Annotated in this window: 22 protein-coding genes and 1 pseudogene; 9 read left to right on the forward strand and 14 right to left on the reverse strand. The window is 52.9% G+C overall.

Features of this window, described 5'->3' with window-relative positions; genetic code table 11:
* A partial coding sequence (locus P8J86_08245; protein MDG2054684.1) for a tetratricopeptide repeat protein occupies positions 1 to 2,276 on the forward strand: 2,276 nt, incomplete at its 5' end.
* Positions 2,277 to 2,640: 364 nt separating this feature from the next.
* Positions 2,641 to 3,441: a nitrilase-related carbon-nitrogen hydrolase gene (locus P8J86_08250; protein MDG2054685.1), complete on the forward strand. Its 801-nt coding sequence runs from the start codon at positions 2,641 to 2,643 to the stop codon at positions 3,439 to 3,441.
* Here the strand turns inward: P8J86_08250 and P8J86_08255 are convergent.
* Entirely contained in the window at positions 3,392 to 4,153 is a 762-nt protein-coding gene (locus P8J86_08255; protein MDG2054686.1) for a hypothetical protein, read from the reverse strand. The two genes, P8J86_08250 and P8J86_08255, sit on opposite strands and share 50 nt — an antisense overlap.
* Positions 4,154 to 4,269: 116 nt before the next feature.
* On the opposite strand from P8J86_08255, the gene P8J86_08260 reads away from it, so the two are divergent.
* From P8J86_08260 to P8J86_08270, 3 genes are all read left to right on the forward strand, one after another.
* Positions 4,270 to 5,148 (forward strand): carbon-nitrogen hydrolase family protein, encoded by an 879-nt coding sequence (locus tag P8J86_08260; GenBank protein ID MDG2054687.1) that lies wholly within the window; start codon positions 4,270 to 4,272, stop codon positions 5,146 to 5,148.
* Positions 5,149 to 5,157: 9 nt separating this feature from the next.
* Positions 5,158 to 6,465: a hypothetical protein gene (locus P8J86_08265; GenBank protein MDG2054688.1), complete on the forward strand. Its 1,308-nt coding sequence runs from the start codon at positions 5,158 to 5,160 to the stop codon at positions 6,463 to 6,465.
* 166 nt (positions 6,466 to 6,631) lie between these two features.
* On the forward strand, positions 6,632 to 7,114 hold the full coding sequence (locus P8J86_08270) for a hypothetical protein (protein MDG2054689.1): 483 nt from the start codon (positions 6,632 to 6,634) through the stop codon (positions 7,112 to 7,114).
* A 7-nt stretch (positions 7,115 to 7,121) separates the two neighbouring features.
* On the opposite strand, the gene rnc is transcribed toward P8J86_08270, so the two are convergent.
* Positions 7,122 to 7,850: a ribonuclease III gene (gene rnc / locus P8J86_08275; GenBank protein ID MDG2054690.1), complete on the reverse strand. Its 729-nt coding sequence runs from the start codon at positions 7,848 to 7,850 to the stop codon at positions 7,122 to 7,124.
* Positions 7,851 to 8,235: 385 nt separating this feature from the next.
* Here rnc and P8J86_08280 point away from each other — a divergent pair, with 385 nt between their 5' ends.
* Positions 8,236 to 8,364, forward strand: coding sequence for a 50S ribosomal protein L34 (locus P8J86_08280; protein ID MDG2054691.1), 129 nt, complete (start codon positions 8,236 to 8,238; stop codon positions 8,362 to 8,364).
* Between the two features lie 71 nt (positions 8,365 to 8,435).
* Here the strand turns inward: P8J86_08280 and P8J86_08285 are convergent, their stop codons facing one another.
* Positions 8,436 to 8,978 carry a shikimate kinase gene (locus tag P8J86_08285; protein ID MDG2054692.1) on the reverse strand — a complete coding sequence of 181 codons (543 nt, stop codon included), beginning with the start codon at positions 8,976 to 8,978 and terminating at the stop codon, positions 8,436 to 8,438.
* Between the two features lie 39 nt (positions 8,979 to 9,017).
* Complete coding sequence (locus P8J86_08290; protein ID MDG2054693.1) at positions 9,018 to 9,473, reverse strand: transcriptional repressor; 456 nt, start codon at positions 9,471 to 9,473, stop codon at positions 9,018 to 9,020.
* A 126-nt stretch (positions 9,474 to 9,599) separates the two neighbouring features.
* Between P8J86_08290 and ilvC the strand changes: the two genes are divergently transcribed.
* Together ilvC and P8J86_08300 are read left to right on the forward strand one after the other, a co-directional pair.
* Entirely contained in the window at positions 9,600 to 10,616 is a 1,017-nt protein-coding gene (gene ilvC / locus P8J86_08295; protein MDG2054694.1) for a ketol-acid reductoisomerase, read from the forward strand.
* A gap of 67 nt (positions 10,617 to 10,683) precedes the next feature.
* Positions 10,684 to 11,535, forward strand: a pseudogene (locus tag P8J86_08300) (undecaprenyl-diphosphate phosphatase).
* A gap of 62 nt (positions 11,536 to 11,597) precedes the next feature.
* On the opposite strand, the gene P8J86_08305 reads toward P8J86_08300, so the two are convergent.
* The 5 genes from P8J86_08305 to P8J86_08325 form a co-directional block, all read right to left on the reverse strand.
* The gene (locus tag P8J86_08305) at positions 11,598 to 12,395 is read right to left on the reverse strand and encodes a sulfite exporter TauE/SafE family protein (GenBank protein ID MDG2054695.1); all 798 of its coding nucleotides are present in this window, start codon (positions 12,393 to 12,395) and stop codon (positions 11,598 to 11,600) included.
* A 76-nt stretch (positions 12,396 to 12,471) separates the two neighbouring features.
* Positions 12,472 to 13,512 carry a polysaccharide deacetylase family protein gene (locus P8J86_08310; protein ID MDG2054696.1) on the reverse strand — a complete coding sequence of 347 codons (1,041 nt, stop codon included), beginning with the start codon at positions 13,510 to 13,512 and terminating at the stop codon, positions 12,472 to 12,474.
* Complete coding sequence (locus tag P8J86_08315; GenBank protein ID MDG2054697.1) at positions 13,451 to 14,512, reverse strand: glycosyltransferase family 4 protein; 1,062 nt, start codon at positions 14,510 to 14,512, stop codon at positions 13,451 to 13,453. The genes P8J86_08310 and P8J86_08315 overlap by 62 nt, the downstream gene beginning before the upstream one ends.
* 398 nt (positions 14,513 to 14,910) lie before the next feature.
* Positions 14,911 to 16,944 (reverse strand): NAD-dependent DNA ligase LigA, encoded by a 2,034-nt coding sequence (gene ligA, locus P8J86_08320; GenBank protein MDG2054698.1) that lies wholly within the window; start codon positions 16,942 to 16,944, stop codon positions 14,911 to 14,913.
* Positions 16,945 to 16,974: 30 nt separating this feature from the next.
* Positions 16,975 to 17,625, reverse strand: a complete 651-nt coding sequence (locus P8J86_08325) for a hypothetical protein (GenBank protein MDG2054699.1) — start codon at positions 17,623 to 17,625, stop codon at positions 16,975 to 16,977.
* A gap of 265 nt (positions 17,626 to 17,890) precedes the next feature.
* Here P8J86_08325 and dacB point away from each other — a divergent pair, with 265 nt between their 5' ends.
* Positions 17,891 to 19,411: a D-alanyl-D-alanine carboxypeptidase/D-alanyl-D-alanine-endopeptidase gene (gene dacB / locus P8J86_08330; GenBank protein MDG2054700.1), complete on the forward strand. Its 1,521-nt coding sequence runs from the start codon at positions 17,891 to 17,893 to the stop codon at positions 19,409 to 19,411.
* A gap of 39 nt (positions 19,412 to 19,450) precedes the next feature.
* Here dacB and P8J86_08335 read toward each other — a convergent pair whose 3' ends face one another.
* The 5 genes from P8J86_08335 to pyk all read right to left on the reverse strand — a co-directional run bounded on the left by P8J86_08335 (position 19,451) and on the right by pyk (position 25,340).
* Complete coding sequence (locus P8J86_08335; protein ID MDG2054701.1) at positions 19,451 to 20,716, reverse strand: TlpA disulfide reductase family protein; 1,266 nt, start codon at positions 20,714 to 20,716, stop codon at positions 19,451 to 19,453.
* A 30-nt stretch (positions 20,717 to 20,746) separates the two neighbouring features.
* Positions 20,747 to 21,988, reverse strand: coding sequence for a TlpA disulfide reductase family protein (locus P8J86_08340; GenBank protein MDG2054702.1), 1,242 nt, complete (start codon positions 21,986 to 21,988; stop codon positions 20,747 to 20,749).
* Between the two features lie 83 nt (positions 21,989 to 22,071).
* Positions 22,072 to 22,533, reverse strand: coding sequence for a 2-amino-4-hydroxy-6-hydroxymethyldihydropteridine diphosphokinase (folK, locus tag P8J86_08345; protein MDG2054703.1), 462 nt, complete (start codon positions 22,531 to 22,533; stop codon positions 22,072 to 22,074).
* Positions 22,530 to 23,828, reverse strand: a complete 1,299-nt coding sequence (locus P8J86_08350) for a CinA family nicotinamide mononucleotide deamidase-related protein (GenBank protein ID MDG2054704.1) — start codon at positions 23,826 to 23,828, stop codon at positions 22,530 to 22,532. Before P8J86_08350 ends, folK begins: the two co-directional genes overlap by 4 nt.
* 21 nt (positions 23,829 to 23,849) lie before the next feature.
* Positions 23,850 to 25,340, reverse strand: a complete 1,491-nt coding sequence (gene pyk, locus P8J86_08355; GenBank protein ID MDG2054705.1) for a pyruvate kinase — start codon at positions 25,338 to 25,340, stop codon at positions 23,850 to 23,852.
* Positions 25,341 to 25,345: the final 5 nt, after the last annotated feature.

The following is a 25,345-nucleotide window of genomic DNA, read 5'->3' on the forward strand; positions in this document are numbered from 1 at the left end:
CGGACGTGGCGGGGGCGGATTTCACGGGCGCAGCGATTGGTCTCCTCAGCGAGCACGTCTTTGAAGGAACGCACACTGCGATCAACGAGCAGTTTGCTGATCAGCCACTGGTACGGGCGCAGTTGCTGCAATCGCTGGCAGACACGCTTCGCGAACTTGGCCTGCTCGAAGAGGCGACTGGTCCACAGGAAACTGCGCTCCAACTACGCAGTGAACACCTGGGCGATGAGCATCCTGAAACGCTGACTTCGATTACCGAAATGGGCAACTTGCTCGGAAACCAAGGCAAGTACGAAGAGGCTTTTGTCTACTACACCGAGGCACTAGAAGGCAAGCGCCGCCTCCTAGGTGACGAGCATCCTGACACACTCACCTCAATCAAAAACATGGGCCACTTGCTTTACTGGCAAGGCTATTACATCGAGGCACTCCCCTATTACATCGAGGCCCTTGAAGGCAGCCGCCGCACGCTGGGTGATGAACATCCCCATACGCTTGGGTCGATCAACGCCATGGGCAACCTGCTCCGGGTACAAGGTAAGTACGACCAGGCAGAGCTGAACTACACTGAGGCGCTTGACGGTCGCCGCCGCCTTCTGGGCAACGAGCATCCGGAAACGCTTGTTTCGATTGACAACATGGGCTCCCTGCTCTTGGAACAAGGCAAGTACGACGAGGCAGAGGTGTACGTTCTCGAGGCACTAGAAGGCAAGCGTCGCGTCCTGGGTAACGAGCATTTTACCACGCTGAACTCGATCAGCGACATGGGCGCTCTGCTCGAAAGACAAGGCAAGTACGACGAGGCGCAGGTGTACTACACCGAGGCGCTAGAAGGCAGTCGTCGCGTCCTGGGTAACGAGCATCCTGACACGCTGAATTCGATCAGCAACATGGGCGCCGTACTCTCTAACCAAGGCAAGTACGACGAGGCAGAGGTGTACGTTCTCGAGGCACTAGAAGGCAAGCGTCGCGTCCTGGGTAACGAGCATTCTGCCACGCTGAACTCGATCAGCAAGATGGGCACCCTACTCTCTGACCAAGGCAAGTACGACGAAGCGGAGGTGTACGTTACCGAGGCGCTAGAAGGCAGTCGTCGCCTCCTAGGCGATGAGCATTCTGCCACGCTGAACTCGATCAGCGACATGGGCGCTCTGCTCGAAAGACAAGGCAAGTACGACGAGGCGATGCCGTACTACGTGGAGGCTCTGGAAACTCGCCGCCGCACCTTGAGTGATGAGCATCCTGAAACGCTGAACTCGATCAACGCCATGGGCAACCTGCTCCGGGTACAAGGCAAGTACGACGAGGCGATGCCGTACTACGTGGAGGCTCTGGAAATTCGCCGCCGCACCTTGGGTGATGAGCATCCTGCCACGCTGAACTCGATCAACAACATGGGTGGGCTGCTCTTGGAACAAGGCAAGTACGACGAGGCACAGGTGTACCTGACCGAGGTGCTAGAAGGCCGTCGTCACGTCCTGGGTGACGAGCATCCTGACACGATTAGCTTGATCGGCAACATGGGCATCCTACTCTACGAACAAGGCAAGTACGACGAGGCAGAGGTGTACTTTCTCGAGGCGCTAGAAGGCCGTCGTCGCCTCCTGGGTAACGAGCATCCTGACACGCTGAGCTCGATCAACAACATGGGCCTCTTCCTCCAATTCCAAGGCAAGTACGACGAGGCAGAGGTGTACTTTCTCGAGGCACTAGAAAGCAAGCGTCGCGTCCTGGGTAACGAGCATCCTGCCACGCTGAACTCGATCAGCAAGATGGGCACCCTACTCTCTGACCAAGGCAAGTACGACGAAGCGGAGGTGTACGTGACCGAGGCGATAGAAGGCATACGTCGCCTCCTAGGCGATGAGCATCCTGCCACGCTGAGCTCGATCAGCAACATGGGCGCCGTACTCTCTGACCAAGGCAAGTACGACGAAGCGGAGGTGTACCTGACCGAGGCGCTAGAAGGTTACCGCCGCGTACTGGGTGATGAGCATTCTGACACGCTGACCTCTATGTACCACATGGGCGTCCTACTCCATGACCAAGGCAAGTACGACGAGGCAGAGGTGTACTACACCGAGGCACTGGAAACTCGCCGCCGCACCCTGGGTGATGAGCATCCCGATACGCTTCTTTCGATCAAGAGCATGATCAAACTCCACGACGCCTGGCATGAAGCAGAGCCAGACGGCGGCCATGACGCCACGGCCGCCCAATATCGAGCCCAGCTTGATGCCATCGAAAACAATTCCAAACAGCCCGAAGCCCCGTAAAGGCTGGCGTATTGGTTACTTTCTTGATTGCTCATAGCCTGCTTGCCGCTGAAAACCACGTTTAAGCCGCTTTCAGAGCCCTGAGACCAGTCACAGAAAATTTATCTCTTTTTTCCAACTAATCGTTTCACCTCCAGCGTGAAACTGACGCTTGTACTAGTGGGTCAGGGAGGCACAACGGTGACTGACTGAGACCCACTTCAAAAGACTTTCTTCTCTCTTCTCGATTCTTCTCTCTTCTCTCTCTGTGCCCCAATGGTCTTCTCAGCCATAGAACAGACAACAACGCCGGCCAAACAGGCTGGCGTTGCTGTTTAACGGAACATCTAAAGCACTTCTGTCTCCAGGCTCTACCATATGAGACATGACGATCGCCGCAGCAGTACAAATGGAACCCGCCTTTGGCCAAAGTCAGCGCAATGTGCAAACAGCACTTGATCTCATCGAGGCCGGCCCCCCAGCCAACCTCTATGTCTTACCTGAGCTTTTTCACTGCGGTTATGTCTTTACCAGCCAGGAAGAAGCCGCCGCCTTGGCCGAGCCTGTCGATGGCCCCACCGTCAGCGCCCTACAGCAAGCGAGCGCCGAAAGGCAATGCACGATCTTTGCAGGTCTTGCTGAACGTGATGATCAGACGATCTACAACAGCTCAGTCTTGATCGATCAAGGCCAGGTGCTCGGCACCTATCGCAAGATTCACCTCTTTGATAAAGAGACGCTCTGGTTCACACCCGGCGCCGCCCCACCGCCGGTCTATCAAACCAGCAGCGGACGACTGGGTCTGATGATCTGCTTTGATTGGATCTTCCCTGAAACAGCTCGCAGCTTAATGCTCAATGGAGCGCAGATTCTTTGCCACAGCGCCAATCTGGTATTGCAATGGTGCCAAAAGGCAACCGTCACCCGATGTGTTGAGAACCATGTGTATACCGTGCTTGCCAACCGCATCGGTACTGAATCACGCGGCGGCGACACCTTGACCTTCACTGGCGCCAGCACCATCGTTGATCCCAACGGACAAGTCCAAGCCGCCGCTCCAGAAGCGAAGGCAACCGTGATTACTGCGGAGATCGATCCTGCTCTTGCCGATGACAAGACCATTGGTCCATCAAAGATCAACAACCTACTGCGTGATCGCAAGCCAGACTTATATTTTCAGCAGTAGCCATTGGCCGATGCGTCTCCGATAACCGAGAACGTAACTGTGCATTTTCACGGGTCGCTGCCACGGCAATATTCGCCAGCATCCGCTGTCGCATGGGCGCTTGGCAAGCAAGTTGCTCCGCAGTCACCCGAAGTACCGGCGCGGGCCAGCTGATAGGACTGCGATCATCAGCAACAGTTTCGCTTAACTCAAACTCCAATAGGCCCCAACCCAGTGGCAGTTCCAGCGGCGCAATCATGCCGGTCGGCGCTGCAATCAAAAGTTGATCCGCTAAGCAATAGCGCGTCATCAAAGCAAATTTAGCATGGCCATAGAGGGCTCGCTCGACCTTCATTAACGCTTGGCGCACATGATCTCGTTGCTTATCTGAAACCCAATGCGAGTGACGGAAGAGCAGCGACTGATCACCCTGGGTTTTGCCAAAGAAGAGTAGCGATTGCCCCGCCTCCATGGCCCGCCCTTCTGCGAGCAACTGCCTTCGCTGGCGAAGCAAGCTTTCGGCGCCACGACGGTCGCGAATAAAGTCAGCCCGCGACTGCTTACATTCGATGATGATGGTCCGACCTGGTTTTGGCCGCCCAGCAAAACCAGCGACATCTGCACGGTAGCGCGAGATCGGACAGCGCACCTCACAGGCCACCGCAGCATAGCCCTGTTGACGTGCGTAGACTGCGGCAGAACGCTTGAGTTGATGATGCTGGTGACTTTCCACAATAAGACCCTCCGAATGGTGTCGCTGATCATCCCCCATCAACTCACTTCGGCAGTTTTGGACCAATCACTCCCAGCTTGGGCGAAAGAGGCGAAAACCGGCTACCTTGATGTTCTATGTCACCACTGCAATTGGCACTGATCGCTGACGTCTTCTATCAAGATGATGGGCAAGAGCGCCTTCTTGCTCGCCTCGAGCAAGCCAAGGCTGCGGGCGCCGACCTAGCGGTGCTTCCTGAGCTTCCCTTGAACCCTTGGTCAGCGGCTACCAAAAACCAAATCGACCATGATGCCGAGCCTCCTTTGGGGCCGCGCCATCAAATTCAAGCAGATGCCGCACGGCAAGTTGGCATTGGCTTGGTGGGCGGCGCTATCGTGCGCGATCCAGAAACTGACAAACGCTACAACACCGCACTTGTGTTTGATCATTCTGGAACGCTTGTGGCGAGCTATCAGAAAGTACATATTCCAGAAGAAGCCGGGTTCTGGGAGTCGAGTCACTATGAATCGGGAACAGCCGCTCCACAACGAATCGATGCCTTTTCGATGCCGCTGGGGATACAGATATGTTCAGACAACAACCGCCCCCAGGGGTGCCAGCTACTGGGCGCCCAAGGCGCTCAGCTCATCGTCTGCCCCCGAGCGACCGAGGCTGCCACGTATTCCATTTGGAGGCCCATCTTTGTGGCAAACGCGCTGACCACCAGCACCTTTGTAGCCTCTGTAAACCGCCCTGCACCTGAACAAGGCGTTCCAATTGGAGGTCCATCAGTCGTGGTCGACCCCAGAGGTCGTATTATTCTTGAATCCCATGAGATGGTCTCAATAATTTCAATTGATCCTGAAGTATGCCAGGAGGCACGGCAAGCCTATCCTGGATACCTTGATATTCGCTGTGATCTCTATGCCGATGCATGGTCAGATCTCGCCAAGACGAAAAACGTCATTAAATCACGCTGGAGCATTCCTTCGCCCCCAGCAAGTTCTGTTTCCTGAGAGGTATTCATGAACACGCACCAGATCCATGAACAAAGAATCGAAGCCCTCGAAAGGCAATTGATCCAATCACGACGGCAACATCGCCTCCTGATTGGCTTGGGTGGAATGGCTCTTGTTGGAATGGCCACCATGGCCGCCACCATGCCTCGCAATGCCGATGTCATTCAGGCTCACCGGCTCGAAATCCTAGACCAAAATGGCGGCTTACTTGCTGCCATTGGGACTGACAAAAATGGTGGCCGACTCGATCTATGGAATAGTTCCGGTGGTAACGTGCTGCGTGCATCCGTTAATGGACATGGCGGTGATTTGGCCATCTGGAACAACCTCGGCGGCACAGCGATGGGCGCATACACCACTGAGTCTGGAGCGACCTTAGGTTTATGGAATGGGCAAGATCAGCGTGCCATTACACTTGCGTCAACCGAATCAAACGCCAGCATCAGCGCCAATGTTGGCGGCCACAGCGCTGAACTGTCCGCCTCGGATCATCTCGCCATGACTTCAATTGCAAATCCCGGTGGCGCCCGGGCAATGCTCGGCGCGAGTGGCGCACTGAATTCTGTCGACATGACACTACAAGGGCCAGGTGGCACAACCGTCTCGATGAGCGCTGCCCATGATCAAGGCACCATTTCACTGGGGCCATCACGATTGAGCCCCGCAGCGGCATTGATCTCAGAAAATGGCACTGCACGGTTTGAAACCCGCCATGAAGATGGTCAGATCACAACCATGCTCGGACATGAAACTGATGGTGGCATTCTGACACTCAATCATACAGACGGACAACACTTAACAGGCATGGCTACTGCTGAGGGTGGCCAACTCCAACTCGGGGCCTCAGACAATTCGGCAGCTGTGGCATTGATTGGCGCTCCTTCGGGCGGACGCATCGACCTGACCAACAGTCAGGGCGATACGGTATCGAGTCTTGGGGTTGATGATACGCAGGGCGGCTTACTGGAGATTCGCAATCAAGGTCAAAAAATTGCTGCTGCAATATCCACCGCCAAAGATGCTGGTGCAATTGCCCTCATGGATAAACGGGGACAAAGAGCTTTTGCTATTGGGGTTGGCCCCGCAGGCGGCATCATGAACCTCATTAATGAACGCGGCGTGCCAGTTGTGCTGCTAGGGCAATCTCCAAATAATCAGGGTGGTGCAATCATCGTCAATAACCAAGGTGGCAACCAGGTCGTTTCGGTGACCTGTGACAGCGATGATGCTGGCGCTATTCGGGTCATGGATGCTGAAGCGAAGAAGTACAACACCGTGCTACCGCGGAGTCGCCCTGGCATGAGTGGCCAATAAGCTCAATACCGGCCTGACAAAAGTAAGAGACCGTACAGATCCTCCCCTCTTTGATCATCAATGGTCAATTTCAAATCCTGCGCGGACAGCTGCCCTGATCTGAGGTACGTTCAAGAGAGCCCACCGGCGCCCCTGGTTGGCGGGCATCGATGGAGGAAATGGAGATATGGAATCTGCAAGGAAGCAACCTGCGCTGCGACTGGTCCGCCCAACTGGATCAGCCGCTATCAGTCAATCCAGCAGTGGCAGACTGAGCGTTGGCGCTGCGCCAGTTGAACACCATGATCCAACCACAGCTGTTGGCCAGGAAAATTGGGCTGCGGCTCAACTATCAGCCAACGACCCCAGATGGGTTCTCGCCCTCCGCACGGTGGCCGAACTCAATGGACCAATCTTGACCAGTGAAGGACGACATCGCGTGCTTCGCAATGCTCAGTCGCTTGGCATTCGCTCTTTTGATGCTAACCTCATTATGGCCTTGGTTCAGGATCGTGCTCGTCGAGGCGAGTCAATTGACCAAACCTGCGGCGCCCTCAAGTTGATTGCAACACCAGCCGCTCAACGGAAACCGCGACTCCCTTGGGTTGCGCTCGTTGGCGTTGTGCTTTCAGTAGAAGCTTTTGGCATCTGGCTGCTCTTAGGCATCTAATCAAACACTATTCTGCTTCGGGGACCAGGTGAACCACGCCTGTTTCGTCACGAGTCGCGGCATCAAGCTCAAGCAAGGTCGCTAAGGCGGCCTCTTGCTCTGCCTGCTTTTTGGATGTTCCCCAGCAGGAAGAAAATCGGCGCGCCCCTATCTCAACCGCAACTTCAAAGGCCTTTGCATGATCGGGGCCTTTTTCATCAAGCACGATATATTGCGGCGTGAGCTCATAAACCCGCTGCGAGAGCTGCTGCAACACAGACTTAAAATTAGACTGATGCCCAGATTCTGCCGCAGCATGAATTCGTTTCTTTAGATTGTTCGTGATCATTTGACGTGCTGGTTCAAGGCCACCATCGATATAGATGGCGCCAATAAGCGACTCATAAACAGCGGCGAGTACTGAGCGAGGCAAGCCACCGCGACCAACCATCCCCTTACCCATACGCAAAAGCTGTTCGAGCCCCATCTCCTCTGCGACATCAGCACACTGATTTCGGCTCACGACTAATGATTTAATTTTGGTCATGTCACCTTCAAGAAGATCAGGGAAGGTCTCATGTAGATACTCGCAGACCACAAGCCCTAGAACAGCATCCCCAAGAAATTCAAGCCGCTCATTACTCTCATGCCTTATGTCAACCAAAGAAGCATGAGTTACCGCACGCTCAAGAAGCGCCTGATCGCGGAATGAATAACCCACTAATTCCTCTGCCGATGAAATATCAGCTTTGTCCATCCAGAATTCCCTTCCAGCAGTCACAGCCATTTCTGACTTGCGACCACTGATTCATTGCGGCCAGATTGCGGCCAGAAATGCCTCAGCAGCATCATATTGGCCCGATTCTAAAGCCTTCTGGATGTGCTCTAGAGACACCCAATGCCTGAAACCCCAAATCCAAAAACGGGGATGCCCCATCGAGGAAGGCTAGGCTTAGGAGGGTCCGAAAAGCTCACTCAGACGACCTTTTCAGTCTATCGACTCGGTCTCCCTATAGGTCTCATGAAATCCTGGGTTCCTCAGCTTTCCTTGACCCAAGAATCCTGTTACCCTGCCACGCCGATTAGAAAGTGCCCCGCGAGCGAGTTGCTCAACTGGCGGGCAGGAGTATTTTGTCATGGCCATGCATTACCCAAGACGAGTGAGCCGCATCAAGAAGGCTCGACAATCCGGTTTCCGGGCACGCATGAAGACCAAGTCTGGCCGTCGCATTATCAATAGTAAACGACGCGTTGGCCGCAAAGTCTCCTAATCGCATTACCAATCGTAAGACCATGCCAGGGCAGGAGCAGCAGAAAACCAGCTGTGTCTGTTCAATAGCGCTCACCATGCCCTCGAAATAATGCACTGAATCACAGATTCAGCCGCCTGAGCCATCGAAGTACCATCAGAACAGAGCTTCCAATCGGCAATCGCTTCGTAGACTGGCTTTCGCTCAGCGAGAACGGCAGCCACCTCCTCAACAACATCAGCCCCAGTCAAACTGGGGCGATCATCTCCCTCAGCCTGCGCCCGCTGGAGCCGAGCGGTTAGCGTCTCCAAAGAGCAATCCAAGTACACCAAAACAGCTTGACCAGCGAGCTGCGCTTCCAAAATGCGCTGCTTTGCTTGTGGAATCATGACGACCCCACCACCGAGCGAGACAATTTGATCGCTGCCCAACAGCACTCTTTTAAGAACCTTCATTTCACCATCACGCCAAGCTTGTTCGCCCAGCTCAGCCCACACCTCTGTCACGGTCGGCTGTTGGAACAAATCAAGAACCAGTGAATCAAGATCGACTAAGGGCCGGCCAAGACTCCGAGCCACAATCCGACCGATTGAAGTCTTACCACTCCCTCTTGAACCTGTGAGCAAAATGTTCATCCCAGTTCCGCTCTCCTCGCGAAAGATAAAACAAACATACTATTCCTGGTCTAATCTAACTTCGTCTTGAACTGTTCGCCCATGCAATTGCACAGAGATAGCATCAATTGACACACCCATCTTGCGTTCAATGCGTTCCAGTACTTCTGACCTAACACGCTCTAACAGAGCGTGCCCAAGATCATCTGGCACATCCTCAAGTGTTGTTTCACGTCCTTCCACTTTGAGGTGCACATGCTCACTAATATTCGCGTCGTAGCGACAGCCACCATCTTTCATTGGCATACGCTGTATTAAACCTGCGTCATGAAGCGCTTCCAACGTGTTATAAACGGTAGCCAGACTCAGACGGGGCATTTCATGCTGAACTTCTGCGTAGAGCTGTTTTGCTGTGGGATGGCTGCGCATCGATCTTAATGTCGAATAGATCGCCTTCCGCTGCCGTGTCCACCGGCCCGCCCCTTCAGGCAGAGAATATTTGTTTGAATGGGCCATCTGCCTCCACACAGGGGTACCAACCAGGCATCACTGCTTCATCGTGACTGAACCACTATTATTGTACTGATCACTCTAACAGGCCAGACCTTTTTCAATGCTAACTTGAAGAGACTCACCTCAACCATGCCTCTAAACACTCTACAAGGCCCCAAACAGATCAATATTGACGCTCTGAAGGGCCAGAAGATAGGCCTCATTGGTTTTGGAAATCAAGGCCGCTCCCATGCGCTCAACCTCCGTGATAGTGGCCTCGAGGTCTGCATTGGCGCCAGAGAAAAATCGATGACGCGAGACGAGGCGGCCGAACTTGGTTTTACCGTCAGTGGTATCTCTGAAACAGTCGCCGCCAGCGATCTTGTCATTCTCTCGCTCCCTGATGAGGTGCACCAAGAAGTATTTACGAACACGATTGAGCCCGCACTCCAAAGTGGCTGCGTCATCGGTTTTCTACATGGATTCTCTGTGCACTTTGGACTCGTTAAGCCACCCAAGGATGTCGGCGTCGTAATGGTGGCGCCTAAAGGACCAGGCATTGCATTACGAATGCGATTTGAAGAAGGCCTTGGGCTACCTTGCCTGCTCGCAGTCCAGCAAGAATCACCCGCTGGCAATGCCAGAGCGATGGCGCTGGCCTGGGCCGCTGGGCTCGGCGCTGCCAATGCGACGGTCGTAGAAACAACATTTGGCATCGAAGCTGAGACGGACCTCTTTGGAGAACAGGGCGTCCTCTGCGGCGGGCTCCTCGCGTTGCTTCAATCTGGCTTCGAAACACTGGTCAAAGCTGGCTATCCACCTGAAATTGCATATCTGGAATGCTGCCAGGAAATCAAGCAAATTGCTGACCTGGTCTTTGAAAAAGGCGTGACCGAGATGCTCAAAGCAATCAGCAACACCGCAGAATTTGGACTCATCAAAGGCCATGAGACGATTAGGTCAGAGCAATTAGCGCCAGGCATGCAAAATCTCCTGGACTCAATCAAAGATGGAAGCTTTGCCCAGGCGATGCAGCAACAACACGCTGATGGAAGCAAGGAAATTCATCGCAATCGCCAGGAGATCGCCGCAAGTGAAATGGAATCTGCTGGCAAAACGGTACGAAGCTGGATGCCATGGCTCAATAATGCAAAGCCATCAGAGTAAACAACGACACCTTCCCTGTTCTAAACTCCCCACTCCAGCAAACAGAACGCTGCGATAGACCAATACTTTGACTGTACTTGATGCCATTATTCTTGGAGTTGTTGAGGGTATTACGGAATACCTACCAATCAGCTCAACTGGCCACCTGATTATTGTCGCCAACCTTTTGGGGCTGGATCAAACCGCCCAAATCAAGGAGGCGGTGGACACCTATCTGATTGCGATTCAGGGCGGCGCGATCTTAGCAGTCGTCCTCCTTTATTGGCCACGGCTCCTTCAAATGCTCAATGGCCTGCGCGGCCGCGATCGCAATGGCCTGAAACTTTTTATCAATCTGGCAATTGCCTTCCTACCTGCTGCCATTATGGGCGTCCTACTCGCAAGTGCGATTGAGTACTGGCTCTTTAGGCCAGTGCCAGTATTACTTGCATTGGGCCTTGGTGGTGTGGCAATGATCATCGTCTCACGCTGGCAAAAGTCTCACTACAAGCTCGTCGATAGCGACAGCGATCAAGCCCAGAATATGTTTACTGAGCTAGACGCACTTTCCTGGAAACAATCGCTCTTCATTGGCCTTTTACAATGCGGCGCCCTTTGGCCTGGAACCAGTCGCTCCATGATGACTATTCTTGGTGGCCTTTTTGTAGGCCTTCGGCCTCGCCATGCTGCTGAATTTAGTTTTCTCTTGGGGCTACCAACGCTGACTGGCGCCTGCGTTTACAAACTCTTCGGCCACTTCTACAAGCCCGGCCCCAGCCTCTTTGAAACCCTGGGCCCGATCGCAGTCATTGTTGGCTTTGTTGCAGCAGGCCTCTCAGCCGCGTTGGCCATTCGATGGCTGGTGGGCTATCTCAACCGCCATAGTTTTGCGATCTTCGGTTGGTATCGAATTGGGCTGACGGTGATTATGACGGGCCTGATACTAGGTGGAATCATTGCCATAGAGCAGCCCGAGGAACAAGCACCCTTCTCACCAGTCGCTCAGGGCAGCACCATGACAATGCCAACACCAATGACCAACAGACCAAACATAATGCGCAGCTGGCGACCGGGCACTTTATTGGCTAACCGAGCGCCCAAGAACGCCCCCAAGATTGAGCCGCCACCTGCAGCTGGAAGTGCTGGCCAGAACACATACCCCAGCGTTCCGGGCACATGAACATCAGACCACCCCGTCATAATAAAAGCAATGGTGCCAACCACAGCAGCACATGGCGTAAAGCTTGAACTAGTGCCACTGACTTTGGCTTGCGGCAATCCCTCGTAGGTCAACCAGGGCACACTGAGCGCGCCACCGCCAACACCAAGTAACCCAGATTTAAACCCTGCGGCAGATCCAATCGACGCGCAAACCTTCCGACTCGGCATCGGTCGCTGGCGTGGTGTCACCTTAAACCCAAAGATCATTAGGTAAGAAACGATAAACATGACGACGCCAAATATTAACTGAAGCACTCGACTGTCTAATTGATCTGAAAGTATTGCTCCAACAATCACCCCAATGCTCATGCCCAAGATAACGCGCCGTGTGATAAGCCACACAATGTTCCCTTGACGTGCATGCGAAATAACGCTGCCAGCCGAAGTCGCGATCATCACACAGAGCGAGGTTCCCGAAGCCACTTGCATCCGTATTTCCTCTGGAATGTCTAAAAGCAGAAAGATCAACAAAAGCGTCGGCACCATGATCATGCCACCACCGATACCAAGCATTGCAGCGATCCCCCCAATCACAATGCCGCTTAGAACCATGAGTGCTAACGCAATACCTAAATCCATTGATAAACGCTTCCTTGATTCAACCTTGCATCAAAATCACGACGAACGTGAAGTGTCGCCAACATAACATAGCTATTTATATACCAACGAGCCGTAACCGAAGACGATCTAAGTGGTCATATCGACCAACCCCAATACGCGGCAGCGCCGTAGCAGGCGCCTCCGGAAACACCAACCGGTCCTCTAGGATCGTTGCAGAAGAAAAGCCCTGTGCCTGTAAAATGTTCATCAGCTCTGGGGTATAATTGCCGTTTGGATAGGCAAAATGATGAACAGGAAGGCCGGTCCAAGACGTCAGTAAATCGCGGGACCGAACAATGCTGGTCTCAGCGTCTTGCAAAGGCAACTGATCAAGCAGCTCATGACCATGGCTATGCGCCCCGATCGTGATCATCGGATGCCGGGCCAAGCTTTGAAGTTGTGGCAAGGTCATCGGCTCAAGGGGCGCAAACCCCGTGGCCTGCGATCCCACTTGGCCCACAACCTGATCGGCCAATGCATCGCGCTGTCTCGTTGGTTGTTCTTTGATTGCCTCCAAGATCGGTCCAATTTGCTGCCAACGCTCTTTGCCCCGTACCGGTCCAACTGTCCAACGACTCAGCCCTTGCGGTGTCAAATCAATCGTTAGCGGGCCCGCGACCTGCAAGGCGTTCATAATCCGGTCAAACCAATATGCGACGCCGGTTTCGATCTGAGATGTCGCCACATAAACCGTAACAGGCAGATTTTCGGCTTCCACCACAGGTAACAAATGATCGTAAAGCCCGCGTTCACCATCATCAAAGGTCAGCACAACACGCGGCCGAGACCCCGAAGCGCGTTCTAAAAGCGCCTGATCAAGCGTGATGATGTCGTAATCTTCTCTCAGCATCGCGATCTGTGCGAGAAAAGCTTCAACCCCTAAAACCGTCCAAGCATCCAGCTGTTCCGCCATCGGCCGCAAGGTGTGGTAACACAGCAGTGTTATTGGATCACCGCGATGGGCCCGGCGCCTGAGGACGCTATAGACCGGCCGGGTTGCCAGACCCCATAGGGCCGCACGCTTCAGCATCACACTAATCACCCAATCTAGTTTGAAATTTTCCCCGCAGCCGCGCCGCTTCTGTTGTGACATCATGCATACGTTGCACGCGATCAAAACCTGCCTCGGCAAACTGACTGATTTCACTTTGAGACATATCGGCACAGGCACACATCGCTTCTACGAGAGGGGCCACCTGCCCAGCTGGAACAAGCCATCCCGTTTCTCCATCTCGGACCAGCTCTGGAATGCCTGCTATATATGTTGAAATCACTGGACGGCGACCTGCCATTGCCTCCATGATCACCACTGGCAATCCTTCGGTGAAGCTTGGATGCACCAAGGCTCGTGCACCTTGCAGTTCCTGTTGCACCTGATCAGACGTCACCCATCCGGCCAGCCGCACAGACTTTGCCAACCCAAATTTCGCAATACGCGCTTCGATTTGGGCGCGCATCGGACCATCCCCCGCCAGCACAAGACGCGCCTCAGGAATGCGCGCATGCACCTCTGCAAAGGCATCCAAGAGAACAAAATGCCCCTTTTCCGGACTGAACCGCCCCACACTCAGAAATACCGGTGCATCTGACGGTGGAGTCGCGGGTGCGGCAAACCGTGATTTTGCCAGCCCGCACCTGACCACTTCGACCTTCTGCCATAGGGCGTAGGGAGTGTGATACATGATCTGGCTGGCAATATACGCGCAAGACGCCGCAACAAATTCTGCATGTTCAACCTTGATCGGAAGGGCTTGATGTTTGGGATCGTCAAGGAACTCTTTCCCATGAATTGTGAAGCTATACCGCGGACCACCAAGCGCCTTGATCAGACAGGCAATCTCGGCAGGATTTGTTCCAAAATGCGCATGGATATGCGTCACATCGCTTTTTTTCAGCCAAGTCAAAATACGGCAGGCGTGTGCTAGATAAATCAGATGGAATGGCCAAGACCTTTCATGGTTTCGTGACATGCGCAGCGCCAATTTTAAGGCCCGCGCAAACGCCCACGGACGGCGCAGCAGCACACGAACCGTTGACATCGCAAGGCCCTTTATACCGTGCCGAAGCGTGTGACGGGTTTTATCAAGCTCTGCCAAGTCAAGCGGGTCAACAAGTTCACTATCCCACCCGCGCAAAGCCAGACGGATTACCTCAACACCTTCGGCTTCCAGTGCGTGAATTTCCCGCCGAATAAACGTGTGACTTACCGTTGGGTAGAGATTGACTAAATAGGCAACATGCATCGTGAAAGCGAGGCTCCTGATTGACGCGAGAAGGTCCAATTGCTAGCGCACATTAAGTCAGATCATGGGCTACTTCGCAACCTAGCACGATGTTCGCTTATGCCACTGCCGCATATGAAAGGGAATCCCCGATACGGCGATCGACGATCTGATTGGGAATATCGCCCCCAAAAACCACTAAGAACTATGAGTGCTAAAGCAATACCTAAATCCATTGAGAAACGCTTCCTTGATTCAACCTTGCATCAAAATCACGACGAAGGTGAACTGTTGCCAAGAGAACCCAGCGCTGAAATTAAATCAGCTTCATCCCAGACCTCAACACCCAAAGATATTGCCTTTTCAAGCTTTGATCCAGGAGATGCGCCAGCAATGACGACATCGGTCTTCTTTGAGACAGAACCTGAAACTTTTGCGCCAAGCGACTCCAGTTTCTCGGCCAGACTGGCTCGAGAAAAACCATCAAGTGAACCGGTTAGCACGAATGCCTTTCCACTAAAGATCGATCCAGCAGCAGACGCTCCATACGAATGGCTACTGAGATCAACACCCAGCTGATCGAGTTGCGTCAAGATATCGCGCCCCTGCTCTGATGAAAGATAGTCATGGAGGACTGCAGCCGTGACATCGCCAAAATCTGGCAGCGCCTTAAGTGACATCTCACTGGCCTGTAACAATGCCTTGGCGTCGACAAAGTGAGAAGCAAGCGCCTTTGCAGCGGTCGCACCGATATGCCGAATACCAAGCCCAGCGATGACTCGAGCCAACCCCCGCCCTTTGCTGGATGCGATACCGGCAAGCAAATTATCAGCACTCTTTTCTGCCATTCTCTCAAGCGACAAGAGATCTTCTTTCTTCAGTCGATAAATATCTGCAAAGTGGGCAATCAGCCCAGCCTCTACTAATTGGTCGACAAGCTTGTCACCCATACCATCAATGTCCATTTGCGAACGGGCAACAAACCACTTGACCTTTTCCCGAAATTGGGCAGGACACTCGGGATTCACGCAATAAAGCTTCGGCCCCTCTTGTTCAACCACACCCTTGCAATCAGGACACTTGCGAGGACCGTTTATTTTTGTTTCTTTTCCACTGCGATGCGACTCTATACTTCGGACAACTTGAGGAATGATCTCGCCAGCTTTTTCAACGACCACTCGATCTCCGACACGGATATCTTTACGATGAATCTCTTCGATGTTATGCAGGGTTGCATGACTCACCGTCGTACCGGCCAAGGAAATCGGCTCCATAGTCGCACGAGGCGTCAATGTACCGCCTTTGCCAACCTGCCATTGCACTTCAAGCAGGGTTGTTTCAGCCTGCTCAGCAGGATACTTAAAAGCAATACACCATCGCGGAGCCTTACTGGTTGAACCCAGTTGCTCTTGCATCGCAAAGCGGTCAACGCGAACGACAACACCATCAATACCGTAACCCAGATCACCACGTTCACTTGCAAACGTATCAATATACTTGGCCACCGCAGCAATATCTTCTACCGGATCTGTTGCTGCGACTGTTGGAAGCCCGTACTGACGACAAGCCACCAGAAACTGGCTGTAGCAAGACATTGCATCGTTTGAATCTGCCTGCCCACGACCATGAACAAGAAAGCGGAGCTTTCTTTTCACAACGACAGCTGGATCAAGGCTCTTCAGTGTTCCAGCAGTTGCATTTCTTGCGTTGGCAAACAATTGCTCACCATCATTCTCTCGCTGCTTATTGATCCTTTCAAATTGCTCATTATCAATAAACAACTCCCCACGAACCTCAAACGAGTCAGGAACGGTGCGCCCCTCAAGCACCAGGGGCACGCTTCGAATCGCCTGCACCTGCCTGGTCACATCATCTCCACGCGTTCCGTCTCCACGCGTCAATGCTTCTGCGAGCTGACCTTCTTCATACCGAAGACTTACCGCGACACCATCAATTTTTGGGTCGCAAACATATTCAATCGCACTTGAATCGCCCAAACCCTTTCGGACACGAAGGTCCCAGGCCTCAACATCATCAATGCTGTATGTATTATCAATAGACCGCATCGGCACCGCGTGCTTCTTAGAAACGAAGCCGGCAATTGGCTCACCACCAACCCGTTGAGTCGGACTGGCAGCATCGTATTGATCTGGATTTTGCGTTTCAAGTTCCTGCAGCTCGCGCATTAATTCGTCGTATGACGAATCAGGCATCAGCATCTCAGCATCGACATAGTATGCACGATCAGCAGCGCGAATTTGCTCACGCAACTCTTTGACACGCCTCTTAACGGCCTGTGTTGTCATTCGCGCCGTCACCTCACACCAATGGTGCGATCATTCATCACCCGGCAGTGGCGTGGCCGAATCTGCACCAACAGGTTGCCACATACCACGAATCCAGGAAACACCATTTTTCAGTGGTGTAAACTCATAAGTCAGAATCACACTGTCGTAGGGCAAACTCACTGCTTGCGGTGACATCACTCTTCGTGTCTCCCCAACTGCAGCATAACCCGACGCAACGATTTCAACTTCCTCGCCTAATTGAATACCGATCATCACCTGGCCACCAGAGATTTCTGCACCGACGTGAGCCATACGGGTTTTTGGTGATATCGGGAATGAAACTTCAAACTGTGCGCCCACCGGAAAATCAGTCACTGCGTAGGCGGTTCCCTTGGGCATATTGCCCACCGGTGATGGACTCTTGTCTCCGCTCGCCTTGGTTGGCACAAAGCTCACATTCATCGTTGGAAAACGAACAACGCTGGATGCACCCGCTTGGCTAATCGTTGCATCCACCAGTGCGGCTCGATCTTGTGCTGACACATCGGTGGAACTCGGCATCGGTGGCGCCTCATAGCCACTGACAACTGGTGAATTGATGGTGACCAGCACCATGACGACAAGCGTGCCCAGGCACACAACAAAGCTCCCAATCCAGGCCAGGATATTGGCTGCACTCAAGTGCGATTTACTGCTCATATGGCATTCCTTTCTACAGCCCGCAATGATCAGACGAGCAGAAGATAGCAGGCACAACGGCTTTCTGTGGGCCACAATTCGATTCCAGGAAACTTCAATTTTTCTCAAATCCAACAACAAGGCCTCCATCTCAACCAATTCGCCCCAATCCGCCGATAGAAGAGCCACCCAGGAGCTGGATCGTCTGGCCCTGGTGATGGGCCCTGAGCTCATCCTCGAAATTCGGGGCAGAACCCTGCCTGGCGAGACTCATTCGGAGGTCATTTTGAGCGTATCGATTGCATTCCAGAGATCTCACAACTCAATCAGCCGCCTTTGGGCTGCCAGTTTCCTATCAATTGCTTTATGTTCAACAGCGTGGGCTGATCTCGCAGGCGAGATCGCCGCTTGCATCGATCGAGCCAACTTGGGCAAAGCAACCATTTCAGTCTCAGTCGTTGATGCCGATACTGGTCGTCGTCGAGCCAGCCACCATGGAAGCAAGAGCATGCTCCCGGCGAGCAATATGAAAATCCTCACCACGGCTGCAGCACTTGACACACTGGGGCCTCAATTCGAATTCCAAACCAAGTTAATCTGGGATGGCAAAAAACTAATGGTGGTCTCAGATGGTGACCCCTCGCTCGCTGATCCCGAACTGGCTGACGAGCTGCGAAGAATCAACTCCAATTGGGGACAACCCGACGCACTGGTCAACGCATGGACTGAGGCAATCAGTAGGCACCAAATTGGCCAAATCGACCAGCTGGTTATCGACGACCGTATCTTTGACCGGCAGCTCAGTCATCCAGACTGGCCTGCCAATCAGCGACTTCGTCATTACCAAGCACAGGTCAGTGGATTCAACTATCACCTCAATGTATTGCACTGCTACCCACGACCTGCTGGCACCGGCAGGAATGATGTATCACATGTTGAACCCAAGAGTCCTTGGCTGAGACACACCGATAAGACAAGAGCAGATCGTTCTTCAGATGCCCCCTCTGGCATTGCGGTCACCCGACCAGACACTTCGAATACGCTCACCTTCACTGGTAATGTCAAGTATGTCCAGCGGGATCCACTGCGTGTCACGATGCATGATCCACCAAACTTCTTCGCTGAGCTACTCGCCCATCGGCTTACCGCCAGTGGCACGACCGTCAAGCAAACAACCACAGCGACAGCTTCACATTTGCCGGCTCGCGGCACCCTCATCGAGCCAATTGCAATGACACCATTGGCGACTGTACTAACACGATGCAACAGGGACAGTGAAAATCTCTACGCTGAGGCATTACTCAAACGCATTGCCTTCGCCACCACCGGCAAACCCGGCACATGGCCAACTGGCTGTGCCGTTATTCGATCCACAATACTCAATCGTATTCCCAGCTACAGCGGCCCTCTCGTTGTCGCAGACGGCTCAGGACTCAGTCGCCGCAATCGCGTATCGGCGCAGCTCATGACCAGCTTGCTTCATTCTATTCATCAAGACGACCGCGTCGCATCAGTGTTTCTTGAAAGCTTAGCGCTGGCTGCCTCAAGTGGCACCATGAAGAAGCGATTCAGAAGCTGTGATCTGCATAGCGCCATGGTACGAGCAAAGTCTGGTTACATCCGAGGCGTCTGCTCACTTTCTGGATATGTCACGGCACCCAACGGTCGCACTTGCTGCTTTAGCATTCTCATTAATGACCTCCAGAAACCACTGGGAACGGCGCAACGTTTTCAGGAGAAAATCGTGGCCCTCATTGCGAAAGATCTGAGTACATCCCAGTCATTGACAGCCGTCGAAGGTGGATGATTTTTCGCCTCCAACACCTCGCATCATAAAACCAACTGTTCAGCCATCCGCTGCAAGCGATTGCTCGACTTCTTGAATAAGCTTCTCACCAATATCAGGCGAAAAGCCGCTGTGATGAGCAATGATTTTTCCTGCACGGTCAATGACGAATGTCGAAGGAATTCCTGAGACACCCCACGCCTGAGCTGTCTGACTTCCTTCATCAAGCAATACCGTGAGATCAAGCCCAAGCTGGTCCCATACCGCATCAATGGCATCACGACGTTGTACGCCACGATGCCGCTCCATGGTATTGACTGCGAGCACCACCAGTGGCTTATCCTCTTGCCTGGCCCATTCAGCAACTTCCTGTAAATGTGGCAAGGCCCGACGGCAAGGTCCGCACCAGGTCGCCCAGAAATCCACGATGACGATTTCACCGCGTAAGTCAGCCAGATTGACGAGCGGACCAGTGAGCATTGGCAATTCCAATGCCGGCGCGGTGTCACCAGCTGCAACAGCCACACCACCATTGACATTCATTTTTGCTCCCGGTCCCAACGAAGCCACCAGATCGGTCCGCTGCCGGCGCTCTGGAGAGAATTGAAGTGCATCATCCAGTACCGTTGAATCCACTGCTTCGACTTGATGACGCTGCCGATAGATCAACACACTATCCGCCGCTACTTGTGGGCCAGCGGACATTCGAAGCGTGCTTTCCTTGAGGAGCCCTGTCTTTGGATCAATGGATAATTCTAAATGCCGACCTATTCCAGTAAAGACAATTGTCTTTTTCGTAATCTCACCCTGTTCATTTGTTTCAATATCAGTCGCATCCAGCTTCATTGCTCCCTGACCAGGCGCCATCCGCGCAAACATATCAGGACTGACCGACTGGGCCAATAACAACTCAACATGGGGATCTGGAATCGAAAGCCACAAGTCTCGCAGTGCCGCCGCGAGCTGGGCACCTTGATCTGCCTGGCTAAGTGAACGCTGATAAAACCGACCTTCAGTATCTTGATGCGTGATGGTGATCTGGCCTGGCTCGACCCGTGTGACGTATCCACCAAAAGTAGCGACCGCCCGACCATGAGCATCACCAATCCAAGTGATTTGCTTCACCTTGGCACGACCCTCTTGGCCCTGTGACTGAACCACCACCTCAATCTCAGTCTGCACCTGCCATGGCCCTTGATCACGATAAGTGGTGACCAACTGCGCAAGGGCAGCATCCATTTGATCTTCCTGTCCAACGGCCGTCTCAACGCCCACGGCGGCAAGAAGGAGCACGGGACCCAACATACATAAGCGGAATATTCGCAACCACAGCCTCCTCATTGGCAATGCCAAAGATTACTTACTTTCTGCAAGAGCCTCACTGATTGCTGTCTTCCAGAGCTTCAAATTATCAGGACTATATCCCTTGTGCCGCCAAGCAACTTTTCCGTCCTTACCAATAATCACCGTGTCGGGAATCGATCGAATGCCCCAGTCACGGCTGACCGGGCTACCCGTTCCCAAAAGAGCGGGCATTGTAAAACCGTTCTTCTTCCAGTACTCCGAAACCGCTTTTTCAGTCGCCGTTGGAGTCATGCGTTCCATAATATCTACGGCATAGACCTCAACAGCACCGCCTTGCGACTGCGCCCATTTCGAAAGCTCTTCGAGCATGGGAAGTCCACGTTTACAGGGGCCACACCATGTTGCCCAGAAGTCCAAAAGAACAACTTTTCCCTTGAGCTCGCTCAAGGTCACTTCATGACCATCGAGTGACTTGAGCTTAAAGTCCGGCGCGACATCATTGACTGCCACAGGCGCCAAGAGCTCTCCAATAGATTCAACGATCCGCTGCTCACTTGTTGCACTCTTGACAAGATCTTGTGGAAGCTTGTCCATGATGGTGGACTTGATCACAAATCGTGTGACATAGTTCGTGTTTTCATCTTGCGTTCGCACGATGATCCCAGTTGGAAGATTGGTCAATGGTGAAATGGTGACCAACATTGAAGCCGGCTTCTGATTCTGCGAGCCCTCACCGGCGAGTTCGACTTCATACTGCATCACCTGCGTGTCGGTACTGGTATCTCCTGAAGCAACAACCTGGAGTTTGTTTATTTGCCCCTGTGACATTGCCTCCAATGCATCACTCATCGGAGCACCCTCATGCATCAGCAACTGAAAGACAACCGGTAGGCCGCCCAAGTCTGCCTGAATCGACTCCATCAATGAGCCCGCCTGTGGTCTCACCAGAATACGGCCAGGTCGACTATCTGCTTTGGCGTGAAGTGTCCCTTGATGAATGCGCACCGCTCCACCATCAAACTCATAGAGAAGATCTTCTTGACCGCCAAAAGCAAAGCGATAAGTCTTGCTATCGATGGTGCCGCCTGTCCTACTCTCTTTTTTGTAAAACTCGTTTGTAACGGTGACCACTTCACTAATGGCAGGCGCTTTTCGATAAGCTTCTTGCATATCATTGAGCCATGCTTCGCCTCGAACAATAGCGGCCTCGGTCTTCTCTCGTTCATCAGCGCTGACCCCACCAGACAACGAGAGAACAAGGACCGTAAAACAAATACCTGACAGTGCTTTCATACCAGACTCCTGAATGCATGATGAGATCGACCTAGGAAAGAAACGTTGCTTCCAGATAGTAGCAACCGACTTCATGGAACACTCTATAGACGCTGAAACAGTTCCTTTATTGCCAGTCCCAGTGTGGGATGTACGAATTCAGGGTCAATTTCATTGAGCGGCCCCAACACAAACAAACGCTGGGCCAATCTGGGATGGGGCAGAGTCAAGGCTGGATCATCCATGACGACTTGACCAAAAAACAAGACGTCTAGATCAATGATTCGAGGCCCATTACGTACATCCGTGGTCCGATCCCGCCCCATCTGATGCTCGATGTCAAGACAGTGCTCCATCAGCTCTAAAGGCTGCAGCTGGGTTTGGACCAGCGCTGCACAATTCAAATAGTTTGGCTGCGGCGGACCTACTGGCTCTGTTTCGATCACCGTGCTGCATCGAATCACATGACAAAGACCGTTGGCTTGGAGTTTTTGAAGAGCCTGTTGAATAACGGCCTCTCGGTCCCCGAGATTACTGCCTAGTGCAATATGCGCCTGGCCTGTCATAGCGAATGCCCCGACACTTCCCAAAGAAGTGGCTCAGCAGGCTCAATACCAAGCAGGTACAAGCGGCAAATCTGCAAAGCCGCATTAACAGTACGCTCACGCACCTGGCTCCGGTGTCCAGAAAAGCAAAACTGCCTCACGGCCACATGTTCAGGATCAGATCGCCGATCACACAATCCAATGAAGACCGTGCCCACTGGCTTGCTTGTCGAACCTCCTGTCGGACCTGCAATACCTGTCACGGACAGCGACAAATCACTTCCTGCCAATTGACAGGCTCCTTTGGCAAGACCAATAGCCACTTCTTGAGAAACGGCACCGGGCCCTCCATCTTGCATGAGCGTTGGATCAACACCTAACTGCGTACATTTCATCTCATTGCGATAAACGACCCACCCACCAACATACCAAGCACTTGAGCCTGCCACATCAACCAGTGATTTACCAATCCAGCCACCTGTACAAGACTCTGCCGTGGATATCGTGAGCTTTTTCTCGTCAAGCAATTCCCCCACGACCTTCGACAATGACCGATCCTCACAACTGAAAGCCCAAGGTGACCACGCCTGCTTAATCCTTTCGACACACGTCTGCACCATCTTTGAAGCGACATCAGCTGAACCCTGCGCTCGCGCCACTGCATGCAAAATCCCATTACGAGCCGTTAGTCCAACACTTGGCATTTGCCCGCGATCCATCAGAGAACCCAGCCGCTCGCCAGCCAATGCCTCCGGCATACCAAAGGCAAAGACGCCGCCCGAAATATTGACCAATGCATCGGCGTCACCACGAAGAATCACATCCCTGACATCGTTGAACATCGTCTGCATTTCAATGGGAGGCCCCGGCAACGCCAGGACTTGAGCACCATTAATCTCTCCGAGCAACCCAGGTGCTGTACCGCAGGTATTGCGAACACATTTCATACCATCTGGGCGCATTGCCTGACTACGGTTGCTGTCAGGCATCTCCGTACCACGATCAGAAAACCACTCTTGGAGCGAAGCCAATGCCTCTTTGTCTTCCTTGAGTGGACCGCCGCCAGCTGCCGCAAGTGCTTCCCGGGTTAAATCATCAGCTGTTGGCCCCAAACCCCCTGTGACAATGACCAAGTCAGACATTGCCGCCAACTGACTGATCGCTGTTGAAATTTGATCTTCGTGATCACCGACAAGGCGGGTCTCATAAACAATCACACCATGCATTGATAGCTCACCAATGAGCCAAGGCGAATGTCTATCTTGAGATGAGCCAGCAAGCAGCTCGTCACCAATAATCAACAATCCCGCCTTCATATCAACACTGCTCCAAGCACTTCAGACTGTCGCATCGCTACCGACCGCATGCACGATGATTCTATTGGTTTTTCCTGACCGCCCCACCGGCTTGCCTGTCATGATGACACAACGGTCGCCAACAGACACCCAACCATGCTCTTGTGCAATTGAATCAACAAGCGCGACGAGCTCATCAACACTCCCTGGCTGGGCAATCCGAATTGGAATCACACCGCGTAACAAACACAATTGCCGCGATACATATTCTTGTGATGTCATCGCAAGAATTGGAACAGAAAGATTGCTTTGACTGAGGCTGAGCGCTGAAAGTCCACGTTCTGACCAGACCGCAACGAGTGACGCACTAATGTCTTGGACAATGGTGTGCACACCATGAGCGAGCCCAACAAGCGTATCTCGCTTACGTAGCACCTGTGGAGCAGCCGATACTGGAGGACATGTTGAAATAAATGCTTCCATTGTTTCAGCAATGCGTCGCATCTGTTCAACCGCCAATGCTGGATACTTTCCCACTGCTGTCTCACCTGACAACATCACCGCATCGGCCAACTGAGCAATAGCATTCGCAACATCGCTCGCTTCAGCTCGAGTTGGTGTGGGATGCTCGATCATCGACTCCAGCATCTGCGTTGCCACAATGCAGGGCTTCCCATTTGCGTGCGATAATTCAAGAAACTGACGTTGCAACACTGGCACTTGCCGACAATCCAATTCAACACCAAGGTCGCCGCGAGCAATCATGATTGAGTCCGTCACTGCGAGAATCTCTTGAAAATTCTCCACCGCCTGCTTGGTTTCGATCTTAGAGACAATGGCCAGTGGTTCTCGAACTGGTTGACAGCACTGCCCCTCTTCTTCTAACAGCGATCGCAGACGGTTCACATCATCTGCATTTCGCACGAAGCTCATGCCAACAAAATCCAGGCCATTTTGCACGGCCCAACTCGCACACTGCCGATCTCGTTCACTCAATGAGTCGACACTCAAGTCTGTATCAGGAAGGTTAATTCCTTTATGCGAAGAAATCCTGCCCCCTGCAGTCACGCGGCAAGAAACCCGATCAGGCGACGTCTCAATAATCAGCATTCGAATTAAGCCATCAGCAACCAGTAGACGATGTCCAACATGAACGTCCTCACCAAGCGGACGATAGGTGGTTGAAAATACATAATCATCGACTGCGGCCGCTGGACCTTTGTGATCACGATCAAAGTGTATTAAGTCACCAATCTCCACGTCAAAACCATCACCTGGCACTTCTCCCACGCGAATCTTAGGGCCTGGAAGGTCACCTAAAATAGCGACAGGGTAACCCATGCTCGCTTCAACTTTTCGTATCGATGAAACGGTCTTGGCATGGTCGTCAAAAGATCCATGACTGAAATTGACACGAAATACTGATACGCCGGCCTCGAGAAGCCGACTGATCATCTCTGGATTGGAAGATGCAGGACCAAGCGTTGAGACGATCTTTGCTAATGGTCGAATGCGTTGTGGTGAGCCACTCATGCCTT

Source organism: Phycisphaerales bacterium (assembly GCA_029268515.1).
Classification (GTDB): domain Bacteria; phylum Planctomycetota; class Phycisphaerae; order Phycisphaerales; family SM1A02; genus JAQWNP01.

Excerpts from the sequence above, each read along its gene's own strand:
- ligA (MDG2054698.1), bottom strand. The coding sequence starts at position 16,944 with ATGACAACACAGGCCGTTAAGAGGCGTGTCAAAGAGTTGCGTGAGCAA.
- P8J86_08260 (MDG2054687.1), top strand. The coding sequence starts at position 4,270 with ATGTCACCACTGCAATTGGCACTGATCGCTGACGTCTTCTATCAAGAT.
- folK (MDG2054703.1), bottom strand. The coding sequence starts at position 22,533 with ATGACAGGCCAGGCGCATATTGCACTAGGCAGTAATCTCGGGGACCGA.
- P8J86_08325 (MDG2054699.1), bottom strand. The coding sequence starts at position 17,625 with ATGAGCAGTAAATCGCACTTGAGTGCAGCCAATATCCTGGCCTGGATT.
- P8J86_08270 (MDG2054689.1), top strand. The coding sequence starts at position 6,632 with ATGGAATCTGCAAGGAAGCAACCTGCGCTGCGACTGGTCCGCCCAACT.
- P8J86_08290 (MDG2054693.1), bottom strand. The coding sequence starts at position 9,473 with ATGGCCCATTCAAACAAATATTCTCTGCCTGAAGGGGCGGGCCGGTGG.
- rnc (MDG2054690.1), bottom strand. The coding sequence starts at position 7,850 with ATGGACAAAGCTGATATTTCATCGGCAGAGGAATTAGTGGGTTATTCA.
- P8J86_08280 (MDG2054691.1), top strand. The coding sequence starts at position 8,236 with ATGCATTACCCAAGACGAGTGAGCCGCATCAAGAAGGCTCGACAATCC.
- P8J86_08285 (MDG2054692.1), bottom strand. The coding sequence starts at position 8,978 with ATGAACATTTTGCTCACAGGTTCAAGAGGGAGTGGTAAGACTTCAATC.
- P8J86_08250 (MDG2054685.1), top strand. The coding sequence starts at position 2,641 with ATGACGATCGCCGCAGCAGTACAAATGGAACCCGCCTTTGGCCAAAGT.
- P8J86_08350 (MDG2054704.1), bottom strand. The coding sequence starts at position 23,828 with ATGAAGGCGGGATTGTTGATTATTGGTGACGAGCTGCTTGCTGGCTCA.
- P8J86_08265 (MDG2054688.1), top strand. The coding sequence starts at position 5,158 with ATGAACACGCACCAGATCCATGAACAAAGAATCGAAGCCCTCGAAAGG.
- P8J86_08340 (MDG2054702.1), bottom strand. The coding sequence starts at position 21,988 with ATGAAAGCACTGTCAGGTATTTGTTTTACGGTCCTTGTTCTCTCGTTG.
- P8J86_08305 (MDG2054695.1), bottom strand. The coding sequence starts at position 12,395 with ATGGATTTAGGTATTGCGTTAGCACTCATGGTTCTAAGCGGCATTGTG.
- pyk (MDG2054705.1), bottom strand. The coding sequence starts at position 25,340 with ATGAGTGGCTCACCACAACGCATTCGACCATTAGCAAAGATCGTCTCA.
- P8J86_08310 (MDG2054696.1), bottom strand. The coding sequence starts at position 13,512 with ATGATGTCACAACAGAAGCGGCGCGGCTGCGGGGAAAATTTCAAACTA.
- ilvC (MDG2054694.1), top strand. The coding sequence starts at position 9,600 with ATGCCTCTAAACACTCTACAAGGCCCCAAACAGATCAATATTGACGCT.